This window comes from Providencia sp. PROV210 (genome assembly GCF_028479445.1).
Taxonomy (GTDB): domain Bacteria; phylum Pseudomonadota; class Gammaproteobacteria; order Enterobacterales; family Enterobacteriaceae; genus Providencia; species Providencia rustigianii.
In genome coordinates this window covers 108815-123288 of record NZ_JAMPNQ010000009.1, presented here as the reverse complement: position 1 = coordinate 123288, position 14474 = coordinate 108815, and the positions used below count along the sequence as shown (strand labels likewise).

11 protein-coding genes are annotated in these 14474 nt (G+C 42.0%); 7 read left to right on the top strand and 4 right to left on the bottom strand.

Annotation, left to right across the window (positions count from 1 at the left end; translation table 11 throughout):
* Positions 1-65: 65 nt before the first annotated feature.
* Complete coding sequence (satP, locus tag PR761_RS08130) at positions 66-632, bottom strand: acetate uptake transporter (protein WP_006815851.1); 567 nt, start codon at positions 630-632, stop codon at positions 66-68.
* Between the two features lie 350 nt (positions 633-982).
* Here satP and dnaK point away from each other — a divergent pair, with 350 nt between their 5' ends.
* Both dnaK and dnaJ read left to right on the top strand, forming a co-directional pair.
* Positions 983-2893, top strand: coding sequence for a molecular chaperone DnaK (dnaK, locus tag PR761_RS08125; protein WP_006815849.1), 1911 nt, complete (start codon positions 983-985; stop codon positions 2891-2893).
* A 104-nt stretch (positions 2894-2997) separates the two neighbouring features.
* A complete protein-coding gene (dnaJ, locus tag PR761_RS08120) occupies positions 2998-4140 on the top strand; it encodes a molecular chaperone DnaJ (RefSeq protein ID WP_006815848.1) in 1143 nt (380 codons plus the stop codon).
* Between the two features lie 61 nt (positions 4141-4201).
* On the opposite strand, the gene PR761_RS08115 is transcribed toward dnaJ, so the two are convergent.
* Together PR761_RS08115 and PR761_RS08110 are read right to left on the bottom strand one after the other, a co-directional pair.
* Positions 4202-5590: an amidohydrolase gene (locus tag PR761_RS08115; RefSeq protein WP_377093681.1), complete on the bottom strand. Its 1389-nt coding sequence runs from the start codon at positions 5588-5590 to the stop codon at positions 4202-4204.
* 118 nt (positions 5591-5708) lie between these two features.
* Positions 5709-6557, bottom strand: coding sequence for an EamA family transporter (locus tag PR761_RS08110; protein WP_112836167.1), 849 nt, complete (start codon positions 6555-6557; stop codon positions 5709-5711).
* 394 nt (positions 6558-6951) lie between these two features.
* Here PR761_RS08110 and nhaA point away from each other — a divergent pair, with 394 nt between their 5' ends.
* Positions 6952-8154, top strand: a complete 1203-nt coding sequence (nhaA, locus tag PR761_RS08105) for a Na+/H+ antiporter NhaA (RefSeq protein WP_006815844.1) — start codon at positions 6952-6954, stop codon at positions 8152-8154.
* A gap of 160 nt (positions 8155-8314) precedes the next feature.
* The gene (gene nhaR / locus PR761_RS08100; protein ID WP_006815843.1) at positions 8315-9238 is read left to right on the top strand and encodes a transcriptional activator NhaR; all 924 of its coding nucleotides are present in this window, start codon (positions 8315-8317) and stop codon (positions 9236-9238) included.
* A 51-nt stretch (positions 9239-9289) separates the two neighbouring features.
* Here nhaR and rpsT read toward each other — a convergent pair whose 3' ends face one another.
* Positions 9290-9550: a 30S ribosomal protein S20 gene (gene rpsT / locus PR761_RS08095; RefSeq protein WP_036950300.1), complete on the bottom strand. Its 261-nt coding sequence runs from the start codon at positions 9548-9550 to the stop codon at positions 9290-9292.
* Between the two features lie 599 nt (positions 9551-10149).
* On the opposite strand from rpsT, the gene ribF reads away from it, so the two are divergent.
* Genes ribF through lspA form a run of 3 tightly spaced genes read left to right on the top strand, consistent with a single transcriptional unit; the run spans position 10150 to position 14430 of the window.
* Positions 10150-11088: a bifunctional riboflavin kinase/FAD synthetase gene (ribF, locus tag PR761_RS08090; protein WP_006815840.1), complete on the top strand. Its 939-nt coding sequence runs from the start codon at positions 10150-10152 to the stop codon at positions 11086-11088.
* Between the two features lie 28 nt (positions 11089-11116).
* A complete protein-coding gene (gene ileS, locus PR761_RS08085; protein ID WP_154611214.1) occupies positions 11117-13927 on the top strand; it encodes an isoleucine--tRNA ligase in 2811 nt (936 codons plus the stop codon).
* The gene (gene lspA / locus PR761_RS08080) at positions 13927-14430 is read left to right on the top strand and encodes a signal peptidase II (RefSeq protein ID WP_006815838.1); all 504 of its coding nucleotides are present in this window, start codon (positions 13927-13929) and stop codon (positions 14428-14430) included. Before ileS ends, lspA begins: the two co-directional genes overlap by 1 nt.
* The last annotated feature ends 44 nt before the right edge of the window (positions 14431-14474 follow it).

Sequence of the window (14474 nt, the reverse complement as noted above, 5' to 3'; positions counted from 1 at the left end):
ATCTATCTAAAAAATCAGGCGGATTTTTGCCCGCCTGATAGTGTCAACAGTATAGAGTCTATTAATTAGCTACGTTGACCAATTGGCAGAATCGTTTTGCCATATTGCTCATTTAAAATTTCTGCCATTGCTAAATAAAAGGCACTCGCACCACAAATAATCCCTTCATAACCAGCGAATTGTAACAGAGCCGCATTGTTAGTCAGATTACCGATCGCTAATAGTGCAAATAGCACGGTTAGGCTGCCGAAGACAAATTGCAGCACTAAATTAGCTTTAAAGGTACCTAAAAACATAAAGAAGGTAAAAACTCCCCAGAGCAGCAGGAATATCCCTAAAAATGCGGGGTCAGTTGCTTCTGCTAAGCCCATGGTTGGTAAAAACAGTAGACCAACTAAAGCAATCCAGAAAAAACCATAAGAGGTAAATGCGGTTGCGCCAAAAGTATTTCCTTTCTTATATTCAATAAGTCCAGCGATCACTTGGGCAATACCACCGTAAAAAATTCCCATACTTAAAATAACGGATGATAGAGGGAAAAAGCCTGCGTTGTGGATGTTCAGCAGGATTGTTGTCATACCAAAGCCCAATAAACCAAGTGGGCCTGGATTGGCAAGCGAACTAGATTGCATATAACCTCTGGTAAAATTTTTAAAAATCAAATAGATATGATGAATGTTTGAAATCCCATAGTATGGGGACGCGCATGATACTCAGTTTTAATTGTCGAAACAATGATCGAAAGACTGGTTTTTTTGTATTAAATGTAAAAATTTTTTAATCCCCCCCTTGATGAATGAATTTGTGACCCCATCTTTATGTCATCAACAGTTATCAATCCGAATTATTGTGAGTTGCAAAAAAATTAAGGTTACAAAAAAAATCAAGGTTGAAGTAAAAACTCCCTTGAAAATGAAATATTGAGCCTTATATAGATTGATATCGAAATTAATTAAAAAGAATTCCTTTGGAGGCGTTTGATATGGGTAAAATTATTGGTATCGACTTAGGTACAACTAACTCATGCGTTGCAATTATGGATGGTACTACTGCGCGTGTTCTTGAGAACAGCGAAGGCGATAGAACTACTCCTTCCATCATCGCTTATACACAGGATGGTGAAATTTTAGTTGGTCAGCCAGCAAAACGTCAGGCTGTGACTAACCCAGAAAATACATTATTTGCGATCAAACGTTTAATTGGTCGTCGTTTCCAAGATGAAGAAGTTCAGCGTGACGTGTCTATCATGCCATATAAAATCATCGCAGCAGATAATGGCGATGCATGGTTAGATGTGAAAGGGCAAAAAATGGCTCCGCCACAAGTTTCAGCTGAAGTTCTGAAAAAAATGAAGAAAACCGCGGAAGACTATCTGGGCGAACCAGTTACTGAAGCAGTAATTACTGTTCCTGCTTATTTTAACGATGCTCAGCGTCAAGCAACAAAAGATGCGGGTCGTATCGCAGGTTTAGAAGTAAAACGTATCATCAACGAACCAACTGCTGCTGCACTGGCTTATGGTTTAGATAGAGAAGTTGGCAACCGTACTATCGCGGTTTACGACTTAGGTGGTGGTACATTTGACTTATCAATCATCGAAATCGATGAAGTTGATGGCGAAAAAACGTATGAAGTTCTGGCAACCAACGGTGATACTCACTTAGGTGGTGAAGACTTTGATACTCGTTTAATCAACTATTTAGTTGAAGAGTTTAAGAAAGAACAAGGTTTTGATCTGCGCAATGATCCACTGGCAATGCAACGTCTGAAAGAAGCTGCTGAAAAAGCAAAAATTGAGCTGTCTTCTGCTCAACAAACAGACGTTAACCTGCCATACATCACTGCAGATGCGTCAGGTCCAAAACACATGAATATCAAAGTGACCCGAGCAAAACTGGAGTCACTGGTAGAAGATTTAGTTAAACGTTCTATGGAGCCAGTTAAAGTTGCTCTGCAGGACGCTGGCTTAAGCGTAGGCGACATCAACGACGTTATCTTAGTTGGTGGTCAGACTCGTATGCCAATGGTACAAAAAGCGGTTGCTGATTTCTTCGGCAAAGAACCACGTAAAGATGTTAACCCTGATGAAGCGGTAGCGATTGGTGCGGCTGTACAAGGTGGTGTTTTAGCGGGTGATGTTAAAGACGTTCTGTTACTTGACGTAACTCCACTGTCTTTAGGTATCGAAACCATGGGTGGCGTGATGACTTCGTTAATTTCGAAAAACACCACCATCCCAACAAAACATAGCCAAGTGTTCTCAACCGCAGAAGATAACCAAGCAGCAGTAACTATTCATGTGTTGCAAGGTGAACGTAAACGTGCGGCAGATAACAAATCGTTGGGTCAGTTTAACTTAGATGGCATTCAAGCAGCTCCACGCGGTATGCCTCAAATCGAAGTCACATTCGATATCGATGCTGATGGTATCTTGCACGTTTCTGCAAAAGACAAAAATAGTGGTCGTGAGCAGAACATCACCATCAAGGCATCTTCTGGTCTGAACGAAGAAGAAATTGCGAAAATGGTTCGTGATGCAGAAGCGAATGCTGAAGCAGACCGTAAATTTGAAGAGTTAGTACAGACTCGTAACCAAGCAGACCAACTGATTCACGGTACTCGTAAACAAATCGAAGAAGCGGGCGATAAATTACCAGCTGAAGATAAAGCGAACATCGAAAAAGCAACTTCTGAACTAGAAGTCGCGACTAAAGGTGAAGATAAAGCAGATATCGAAGCGAAAATCCAAGCGCTGGTAACTGCATCAGCTAAACTTTTAGAAATTGCACAGCAGCAAGCTCAAGCGGGCGGCGCAGCGGGTGCAGATGCTAAAAAAGATGACGATGTCGTCGACGCTGAATTCGAAGAAGTTAACGATAAAGACAAAAAATAAGGCCCTTAGCGGGCGCAGTGACTATCGAAAATAATGGTTACTGATACCGGACACGGGCGTTGAGGGAACTCTGCGCCCGTGTCTGCATGTTAAGGGAAAAATAAATGGCTAAAAGAGACTTTTATGAGGTTTTAGGCCTCGAAAGAAATGCGACAGATAAAGATATTAAGCGAGCGTATAAGCGCTTAGCAATGAAACATCACCCTGACCGTAATCAGGATAATAAAGATGAATCTGAAGCTAAATTTAAAGAGATAAAAGAAGCTTACGAAATTCTATCCGACGAGCAAAAACGTGCGGCTTATGACCAATATGGGCATGCGGCATTTGAGCAAGGCGGCATGGGTGGCGGCGGTGGCGGTTTCGGCGGCGGCGACTTCAATAGTGATATTTTTGGTGACATCTTCGGTGATATTTTTGGAGGCGGTCGCAGACAACAACGCCAAAGCCGTGGTTCAGATCTACAATACAACATGGAACTGACTCTTGAAGAAGCAGTCCGTGGAGTGACCAAAGAGATCCGTATCCCAACATTAGAAAGTTGTGATGTATGCCATGGTAGTGGTGCAAAACCGGGAACTAGCGCTGATACGTGTTCAACTTGTCACGGTATGGGACAAGTTCATATGCGCCAAGGTTTCTTCTCGGTACAGCAACCTTGCCCAACTTGTCACGGTCGTGGAAAAGTTATCAAAGATCCGTGCAACAAATGCCATGGTCAAGGGCGTGTTGAAAAATACAAAACCTTGTCTGTTAAAATCCCTGCGGGAGTTGATACCGGTGACCGCGTTCGCTTATCTGGTGAGGGTGAAGCTGGCGCAAATGGAGCACCTGCGGGAGATTTATTTGTTCAGATGCATGTATTGCCTCACGATATTTTTGAACGTGATGGTAATAACTTGCACTGTGAAGTTCCAATTAACTTCGCAGTAGCGGCACTGGGCGGTGAAATTGAAGTGCCAACTCTTGATGGCCGCGTGAAGCTGAAAATCCCTGCCGAAACTCAAACAGGCAAGACCTTCCGTATGAAAGGTAAGGGTGTGAAATCAGTGCGTGGTGGTATGCAAGGTGACTTGATGTGCCACATTGTCGTTGAAACACCAGTTAAACTGAATGAGAAACAGAAAGAGTTACTCAAAGAGTTTGGCGAATCATTAGGCGGTACGGGGGGCGAGAAAAACAGCCCCCGCTCAAAACGCTTTTTAGATGGCGTAAAAAAATTCTTTGATGACTTAACCAGTAAATAATTGGTTTATCATTAAGTACAGATAATGGCTGATCCTGCGAAAAACGGGATCAGCCATTTTTTTATTTCACACTTTCGCCACTTGCAATGACAGTTTGGCGAACGTTATCAGCAAACTGCTGAGCATCTTTGATAATGGCTTTTTCATCCACGGTAAGAACGTTACGTTCTTCCATTAAAATATTTCCATCTACAATGGTATGGCGAACATTAGAGCCATTAGCACCATACACGAGAGCTGCATATGGGCTGTACATCGGTACCATATTTGGGGATTTAGTATCGACAACAATAATGTCGGCTAATTTACCGACTTCGAGCGAACCTAATTTATCTTCCATATGAATAGCTTTAGCTGATCCTTTAGTTGCCAGTTCAACAACGGTAATCGGTGGCATAGCCGATCTATCTTTATTTTCGAGCTTGTGAATTTTCCCAACAAGATTAAGTTCATTCATGGTAGTTAAGGTATTACTCGACATAGGCCCATCGGTGCCTAAGCCTACGCGAATCCCTTTTTCTAACATACGTGTGACAGGGGAAACTCCTTTGGCTGACTTGGTGTTTGCACTGATATTATGAGCGACTCCAACATCATACTGTTTTAATAAATCGAGATCTTTTTCATCCACCATAATGGCATGAGCTGCAATGACTTTATTGTTCAAGGCACCGATATCCGCCATATATTGAACTGGGCTTTTTCCTCCAGTGCGCTTTGCTATTTCTTCTTGCTCTCTATCGGTTTCGGCTAAGTGGATCATGACAGGAACATTAAGCTCTTGGGATAATTTCGCAATTTTTTGTAAGTGCTCAGTGGTATTAGTATACGGCGCATGTGGTGCAAAAGCGGGGGTGATCCGAGGGTGATCTTTATATTGCTGAATAAAATTGACGGCATAATTGATACCTTCATCTGCATTTTTAGCATCAGCAACTGGGAATTTAATCACTGACTCACCAAGAATGGCACGTAAGCCAATTTTATCGACGGTTTTGGCAACTTCATCTTCAAAATAATACATATCCACGTAGGTCGTTACGCCCCCTTTTACCATTTCGACGTTAGCTAAATTAGCCCCAATTCGAACCATATCTCGGGAAACCATTTTGCTTTCTAATGGAAATATATATCGATGTAAACGGTCAGGAACATCATCGGCTAATGATCTAAAAACGGTCATCGAGGCGTGGGTATGGGTATTGATTAGCCCTGGCATGACTATATCTCCAGCCACATTTAATTGTTTTTTAGCGGTATATTGGCTGACTAACTCAGGGCCACCAACGGCAACAATCTTATTTTTATTAATAACGACCGTACCTTGTTCAATGACTTGATTATCTTTGTCCATGGTGAGCACGGTGCCATCAACAATCATTAAATCTGCGGGTGTTGGCGTAATTGTAGGTGCGGAAAATGCTGACAAAGGCGTTGCCACAATAGACATGGCAATTAAGGATCTTAAAAGGGACATTCTCACCTCATAATTAAATGACAATAAACGCTAAATTTCTCGAACGACGATAAATGATTCTAACAAGAAAATTGATTTTCCAGTGATGATATTAACTGGCTAATTTAGCGAGTAAAACGCCAAGTAAAATAACAATACAAGCGAAGACTCGCATTAAATTAAATTTCTCTTTGAGAAACACAATAGAAAGAAACATAGCAAATAACACACTGGTTTCCCGAATTGCAGCAACCAAGACGATGGGGGCTTGGCTCATCGCCCAAATAGCGATTCCATAGCTGATTAGCTGCATTAACCCACCTAATAACCCGGAACGCCAGTATTGCTGAAACCCATCTAATAATGAACTGCGGTATTTAATGGCACCGGGAACAGCAAGAATGAGTCCATTAAGTAAAAATAACCACAAAGTATAGGTGACAGGATCTTGGCTGGCTCTTGCTCCATATCCATCCGATAGGGTATAGCAGGCGGTGAAAAATGCGGTACATAAAGCAAAAATAAGGGCTTTCCCTTTAATATTTAAGGAAAATTTTCTACCAGCAAAGGCAATAGCCACCACGCCGGAAATAATCAATAGAATTCCTACAAAACTTAAAATGGGTAGAACTTCATGAAAGAGAACAACACTCAATAGCGCAGTAATTAAAGGTGCTGACCCCCTAGATATGGGATATATCTGGCTGAGGTCTCCATGGTTATAAGCTTGACTTAAAAAGTAGATATAACCGAGATGAAAAAGAACGGATAGAACAAGCCATGGAACTGCTTCTGGGGCTGGCAATCCAAACCAAAAGAGTGCAGGGATAGTGAGTATGCCGGAAAAAACGGCAATCATCACCAAGCCAAAAAAGCGGTCATTACCAAATTTAACGAGAGCATTCCAGCTTGCATGGCAAAAAGCGGCGAGCAGCACAGAAATCAGAATAGATAAGGACATAATATAAACAGGGAGCCGATGGCCTAACAATCCATTCAGTATTCATTAATTCGATTTTTTTGTGAAGCTTAAGCTCTTCGATATTGAACTTTGATTCTATTTTTGCGAAGCGCTTCGAAAACAAAAATAAACGATTATTTTTACTGTTCAAAAATTGATACCGTCTTATTAGTCCCTAAAAAAATTGAATTTTTAAAGCGCTTTACTAAGTAAATTTATTGTTTGTTTTTAGAATAATTGTCTATAGTGAAATTAACGATTTATTATCATTTGTTGTGATCTTAAATACTAATGATTCGGAAAAAACGATCATTAATGCATAAATAAACGATTTTTTACGAATTAATGATTAGCATACTATTAACATTCAAAAACATTTTTTGAGGTTATACATATGACAGCAATTATTCGTAAATTTTTAAAATTAGAAGCAGCAGGAGGGCTACTCCTGATTATTGCTGCCATAGTCGCATTGATAATGGCTAACTCGCCATTACAAGGGGCTTACCAGCAATTTTTAGATATTCCGGTAGCAATTAAAATATCTTCACTAGAATTAGATAAGCCATTAATTTTATGGATTAATGATTTCCTTATGGCTGTTTTTTTCTTAGTTGTTGGTCTTGAAGTAAAGCGTGAATTATTGGAAGGATCCCTCGCGGGGCGTGACCAAGCGATATTTCCAGCTATTGCAGCTTTAGGCGGAATGTTGGCCCCGGCGTTAGTTTATCTTGCATTTAATGGTGCAGATGACGTAACTCGTCAAGGTTGGGCAATTCCAGCTGCAACGGATATTGCATTTGCACTGGGTGTGATGGCGCTATTAGGTAAAAGAGTACCAACTCAATTAAAAGTGTTTCTACTGGCGTTAGCGATTATTGATGACCTAGGTGTTATCGTAATTATAGCGTTCTTTTATACAAATTCGGTCTCCATGATTGCGTTGGGGCTGGCGGCATTATGTGTGGCGATCCTGATTTTGATGAACTGGCGTCGAGTGGAAAATACGGCGGCTTATCTTGTCATTGGGCTTATCTTATGGGTATGTATCTTGAAGTCAGGTGTACATGCTACGTTAGCGGGTGTGATCGTCGGTTTCTTAATTCCATTGCGTGGAACGAATGGTACTAAACCTTCAGAAGAACTGGAGCACATGCTTCACCCTTGGGTGGTTTATTTAATTTTACCGATATTCGCATTTGCCAATTCAGGTGTTCAACTGAATGGAGTGACTTTTGATGGATTAATGAGTCCATTACCTTTAGGCGTTGCTGCTGGGTTAATTTTCGGCAAACCGATCGGTATTTTCTTATTTAGTTGGATTTCGGTAAAAGTAGGATTGGCGAAATTACCGGAGTCGATTAACTTGAAGCAAGTATTCGCAGTATCTGTACTTTGTGGGATCGGTTTTACCATGTCTATATTTATCACTGGTCTAGCCTTTGAAGGGTTAGATGAGGTGTATAGTACATACTCTAGACTGGGAATTTTAATTGGTTCTACCACTGCGGCATTGTTAGGCTATGTGATGTTAAGGATTGTCTTGCCAAAACCAAAGGTGACTCAATCAGATGATGAATTAACATCTAAAGCGTAATTATTAGTAAGAATTTCCGAGTCAATCATCTATGATATACCCGTGGTATAAGTACTTTACTGCGGGTATTTTAACTTTATAACTCCTGAATGATGGGAACAGGTAAATCGTATGGTCAGTATGTACTACGACAATTATTGGCGATACAAAAGGAATCGATATGCGGGTTTCACATCTAAATTTTAACCATCTTTACTATTTTTGGCATGTCTGTAAAGAAGGTTCTGTCGTTGGGGCAGCAGAAGCACTTTATCTGACTCCACAAACTATCACAGGGCAGATAAAAGCCCTTGAAGAGCGTTTGGGCGGTAAATTGTTTAAACGCCAAGGGCGTGGTTTAGTACCTTCAGAACTAGGGCAATTGATTTTCCGTTATGCGGATAAAATGTTTATGCTCAGCCAAGAGATGCTCGATATCGTTAACTATAGTCGGGAATCTAACCTATTGTTTGATGTGGGCGTTGCTGATGCATTATCGAAACGTTTGGTGAGTCGAGTATTAGAAACGGCAGTTGTGGAGCATGAGCAAATTCATTTGCGCTGTTTTGAATCGACCCATGAACTCCTACTGGAGCAGCTTAGCCAACATAAATTGGATATGATTTTATCTGACTGCCCAGTGGACTCTTCACAGCAAGAAGGGCTGTTCTCGGTTAAATTAGGGGAGTGTAGCGTAAGCTTTTTCTGTCGTCAGCCTGTGCCGAAGAAACCTTTCCCAGAATGCCTTGAAGAGCGTCGACTATTAATTCCGGGGCGCCGTTCTATGCTAGGTCGTCACCTGCTAACGTGGATACGTAATCAAAACTTACAAGTTGAAGTACTTGGCGAATTTGATGATGCGGCGCTAATGAAAGCATTTGGGATGTATCACAATGCAATATTTGTTGCACCATCTTTATACGCATTAGATATTTTTGCAGACAATGAAGTTGAGGAAATAGGGCGGTTAGACAGCGTAAAAGAAGAGTATTATGTGATTTTTGCCGAAAGAATGATCCAACATCCGGCGGTACAACGAGTCTGTAATAAAGACTTCTCTGATTTGTTCTCAACACCTTTTGATAGTCTCGAACAAAAAGTCTAGCAGACAAAAAAACCGGCCTAAGCCGGTTTTTTTAGTAATCAAGAAGCGAAATTACATTGCTTTGATTTGAGCAACTAAGTTAGCTTTATGACGTGCTGCTTTGTTTTTGTGGATCAAGCCTTTACTAGCATGGCGATCAACAAGCGGTTGCATGTCATTGAATGCTTTCTGTGCAGCTTCTTTATCGCCAGCAGCGATAGCAAGGTAAACTTTCTTGATAAAAGTACGTACCATAGAGCGACGGCTAGCATTGTGCTGGCGACGTTTCTCTGACTGAACGGCACGTTTCTTAGCTGATTTGATATTAGCCAAGGTCCAACTCCCAAATGTATTCTATGAGGACAATTCAAAGGTCGAGGAATATGCCCTGTCGCCCTTCATTTGTCAATGGATTTGTGCAAATAAACATCGTGTACTTCGATGTCAACATGCGTTGTGAATGGTGCAAGATTCTATCAGTAAATATTAGAAGAATACAGATCTTAGCATGAAAAAAAGCATAATTGATGGCAGATAATGCAAATCATTTTTGGTGAATAAATTTTTTTAGGGATATCAATAGGTCAACAAGCTCGAATTTACCCATATTTTGCCTGTTTTTTGTACTGCGCATGGTTTCAAGTAAAATCGCTGAGGATAAAACGATAAAAATTGAATATTTTTAGAGACCTCAGCGGAAATTTGTTGTATTGATAACCCACTGGTTATCCCAACTTTTTGATATCCCACTCTACTCAGATGTGATTAGTGAGCCCGCCTCGTGCGAATGCTGGCTGAACAGTGTAAAATCATTTGATTAAATAGTGTAGAAATCAAAAAAATAGGGTTTAATGAAAGCTTTTACGAACTTAGGTTAACCTTATGCGTCGTACAAGGTATAATCCTGCAATTTCCTCGGTATTGAGCCTGTTATGGAGCTAATTCGCGGTATACAGAATATCCGCTCGTACCATCATGGTTGCGTGCTGACTATTGGTAATTTTGATGGTGTTCATCGCGGACACCAAGTGTTACTTCAAAATTTGAAGCTCAAAGGCAAGCAGTTAGGACTACCTACTGTTGTGATGATTTTCGAGCCACAACCTCTTGAGTTTTTTACAGGGGATAAGGCGCCTGCTCGATTAACTCGCCTGAGAGATAAAGTAAAATACCTTGCTGATAGCGGGGTGGATTACCTATTGTGTGTCGAGTTTAACCAGCATTTTGCTTCACTAACGCCTGAAGCTTTCGTGTCTGACTTACTGGTCGACAAACTTGGGGTTAAATACCTTGCGATTGGTGATGATTTTAGATTCGGAAAAAATCGCATGGGAGATTTCACCTTTTTGCAGCAAGCAGGTGAAAGGCTCGGCTTTGAGGTTGCAGATACTGAAAGCTTCTGTGATTCAGGTATACGCATTAGCAGTACGGCAATTCGCAAAGCGATCCAAGAAAATAACCTCGTATTAGCCGAAAATTTATTAGGTCACACGTACTGCATTAGCGGTCGTGTTGTTCATGGTAATCAACTTGGTCGCACGATAGGTTTTCCGACAGCAAACCTACCGTTAAAACGTTTAGTCACACCAGTGACTGGCGTGTATGCTGTAGAAGTTCATGGTTTAGGCGATAAGCCTCTACCGGGTGTGGCAAATATTGGCACACGCCCAACGGTATCTGGAAAAGGTACCCAGTTAGAAGTCCATCTTATTGATGCCAACATGGATCTATATGGGCGTCATATTGACGTAGTGTTACGTAAAAAATTACGTGATGAACAGCGGTTTGCTTCCCTAGACGCGCTGAAGGAGCAAATTGCTAATGATGTAGTTGCCGCAAGGGAATACCTCGCAGCAATTGGAATCAGATAATTTAGCGGAAAATTGGAACTGAGAATCGATGAGTGACTATAAAAATACCCTGAATCTACCAGAAACAGGGTTCCCAATGCGTGGCGATCTCGCTAAACGCGAACCACAGATGTTAGAGCGCTGGTACAAAGAAGGTTTGTATCAGGCAATCCGTAAAGCAAAATCGGGCAAGAAGACGTTTATTCTGCACGACGGTCCTCCGTATGCGAACGGCAGTATTCATATTGGTCACTCAGTAAACAAAATTCTCAAAGATATTATTATTAAATCCAAAGGGCTGGCGGGCTTTGATTCCCCATACATCCCTGGTTGGGATTGCCATGGCTTACCTATTGAACACAAAGTTGAACAAATCGTGGGTAAACCAGGGGAAAAAGTTTCCGCCGCTGAATTTCGTGCGAAATGCCGTGAATATGCTAAAGAGCAAATCGAAGGGCAAAAAGCTGATTTTATCCGTTTAGGTGTGTTAGGTGAGTGGGATAAACCTTACCTGACCATGGATTTTAAAACCGAAGCGAACATCATCCGCGCATTAGCAAAAACTATCGCCAACGGCCACTTAGTGAAAGGAGCAAAACCTGTTCACTGGTGTACCGCATGTGGTTCTTCACTGGCAGAAGCTGAAGTTGAGTATTACGACAAAACGTCGCCATCTATCTATGTTCGCTTCCCTGCGGTAGATAGCAAAGCGGTATGCGAAAAATTTGGTGTTGCTAGTGATAAAGTCCCATCTTTAGTGATCTGGACGACAACGCCTTGGACCTTGCCAGCAAACCGTGCGATTTCGTTGAATCCAGAATTCAAATACTCTCTGGTCGATGCCAATGGTGATTTAGTCATTCTGGCAACTGACCTTGTTGAAGATGTGATGAAAACGGTCGGTATTGAGTCATGGGCTGTATTGGGTGAATGTGAAGGCCGCGCATTAGAATTATTGCGCTTCGAACATCCATTTATGGGCTTTGATGTACCTGCAATTTTAGGTGACCACGTGACGTTAGATGCGGGTACTGGTGCGGTTCATACTGCACCGGGTCATGGCCCTGAAGACTATGTGGTCGGTCAAAAATATGGTTTAGAAACCGCAAACCCAGTGGGTCCAGATGGTTGTTTCTTACCCAATACCTACCCAACATTAGATGGCTTATTTATTTTTAAAGCCAACGATGTGGTGCTGGATATTTTAAATGAGAAAGGCTTACTGATGTACAAAAAAGCTATTTCTCACAGCTATCCATGTTGCTGGCGCCACAAGACGCCCGTTATTTTCCGTGCGACACCACAATGGTTTATCGGCATGGATAAAAACGGTCTGCGTAAACAATCTCTGAAAGAAATTGATATCGTTCAGTGGATCCCTGGTTGGGGGCGCGCCCGTATTGAATCAATGGTTGAAAACCGCCCGGATTGGTGTATTTCTCGTCAACGTACTTGGGGTACCCCAATGTCGTTATTCGTACACAAAGACACCGAAGAACTGCACCCACGTACCTTAGAGTTAATGGAAGAGGTTGCTAAGCGTGTTGAAGTCGATGGTATTCAAGCATGGTGGGATCTTGACGCTGCTGAGTTGTTAGGCGCAGATGCGGAAAGCTATCGCAAAGTTCCAGATACGTTAGACGTATGGTTCGATTCAGGATCGACCCACTTTGCTGTGGTTGATGCGCGTCCAGAATTCCACGGGAATTCCGCAGATATGTATCTGGAAGGTTCAGACCAGCATCGCGGCTGGTTCATGTCTTCATTGATGCTGTCTACCGCGATGAAAGGTAAAGCGCCTTATCGCCAAGTATTGACTCATGGTTTCACTGTAGATGGCCAAGGCCGTAAGATGTCTAAGTCTTTAGGCAACACAGTGAGCCCACAAGAAGTCATGAACAAACTGGGTGCGGATATCTTACGTCTTTGGGTTGCATCAACAGATTATACTGGCGAAATCGCCGTTTCTGATGAAATCTTAAAACGTGCAGCAGATTCTTACCGCCGTATTCGTAACACCGCACGTTTCTTACTGGCAAACTTAAATGGTTTCAATCCAGAAACTGATATGGTGAAACCAGAAGATATGGTGGTGTTAGATCGTTGGGCGGTAGGTCGTGCGCTTGAGGCTCAAAAAGAGATTACAAAAGCGTATGATGAGTATGATTTCTTAGGCGTTATCCAACGTTTAATGCATTTCTGTTCGATCGAAATGGGCTCATTCTACCTCGATATTATCAAAGACCGTCAGTACACTGCGAAAAGTGATGGCTTAGCTCGTCGTAGCTGCCAGACGGCACTGTTCCATATCGTGGAAGCGTTAGTTCGTTGGATCGCGCCAGTTCTGTCCTTCACATCGGATGAAATCTGGAGAGAATTGCCAGGTAAGCGTTCACAGTTTGTTCTCACTGAAGAATGGTACGACGCTTTATTTGGTTTAGATGCTTCTGAAGCGATGAATGATAACTTCTGGGCTGACTTATTAGCGGTTCGTGACGAAGTGAACAAGGTTCTGGAACAAGCGCGTACAGATAAACACATTGGTGGTTCTCTGGAAGCCTCTGTGACCTTATACGCAGATCCAGAACTGGCAGCGAAGCTGAATAGTTTAGGTGATGAACTGCGTTTCGCATTGCTAACATCTCAAGCGAATGTTGCTGATATTGCAACGGCTCCAGCAGATGCACAGCAGAGCGAACTGAAAGGTCTGAAAATTACCTTTAATAAAGCAGCGGGTGAAAAATGCCCTCGTTGCTGGCACTATGCTAGTGATATTGGTGCAGTGGCTGAACAACCAGATATTTGTGGTCGCTGTGTGACTAACGTAGCCGGTAACGGTGAATTGCGTAAGTTTGCTTAATGAAAACACCTATTTGTTCTACGGGTTTGCGTTGGCTGTGGCTAACGGTTGTGATTATCATCGCAGATTTAGGGATTAAGCATTTAGTCTTAAAAGACCTGGTTCTGTATGAAGCACATCCAGTGATTCCGTTTTTTAACATTATGTATGCTCAAAACTTTGGAGCCGCATTTAGTTTTCTGGCGGATAAAGGCGGCTGGCAACGTTGGTTCTTTGCTGGAATTGCGATTGCGATTTCTATCATCTTAATGGTGATGATGTATCGTCAAAGTGTTAAAAAACGCCTCAGCAACATTGCTTATGCATTGATTATCGGGGGAGCAATCGGTAATTTATTTGACCGACTCGTCCATGGCTTTGTTGTCGATTATATTGATTTTTATGTCGGCGACTGGCATTGGCCGACTTTCAATCTAGCGGATATGGCGATTTGTATTGGCGCAGCATTAGTCATATTTGAAGGCTTTTTGCCTGAGAAACCCAAGCAAGAAGACACCAAATAGAGCAGATAGCGCGATAGGTTACTAAAAACCTGATATTGCACATT

Bases quoted from the DNA above. Each gene is read 5' to 3' on its own strand.
- satP (WP_006815851.1), bottom strand. From the start codon at position 632: ATGCAATCTAGTTCGCTTGCCAATCCAGGCCCACTTGGTTTATTGGGC.
- dnaK (WP_006815849.1), top strand. From the start codon at position 983: ATGGGTAAAATTATTGGTATCGACTTAGGTACAACTAACTCATGCGTT.
- dnaJ (WP_006815848.1), top strand. From the start codon at position 2,998: ATGGCTAAAAGAGACTTTTATGAGGTTTTAGGCCTCGAAAGAAATGCG.
- PR761_RS08115 (WP_377093681.1), bottom strand. From the start codon at position 5,590: ATGTCTATTGTGGCAACGCCTTTGTCAGCATTTTCCGCACCTACAATT.
- PR761_RS08110 (WP_112836167.1), bottom strand. From the start codon at position 6,557: ATGTCCTTATCTATTCTGATTTCTGTGCTGCTCGCCGCTTTTTGCCAT.
- nhaA (WP_006815844.1), top strand. From the start codon at position 6,952: ATGACAGCAATTATTCGTAAATTTTTAAAATTAGAAGCAGCAGGAGGG.
- nhaR (WP_006815843.1), top strand. From the start codon at position 8,315: ATGCGGGTTTCACATCTAAATTTTAACCATCTTTACTATTTTTGGCAT.
- ribF (WP_006815840.1), top strand. From the start codon at position 10,150: ATGGAGCTAATTCGCGGTATACAGAATATCCGCTCGTACCATCATGGT.
- ileS (WP_154611214.1), top strand. From the start codon at position 11,117: ATGAGTGACTATAAAAATACCCTGAATCTACCAGAAACAGGGTTCCCA.
- lspA (WP_006815838.1), top strand. From the start codon at position 13,927: ATGAAAACACCTATTTGTTCTACGGGTTTGCGTTGGCTGTGGCTAACG.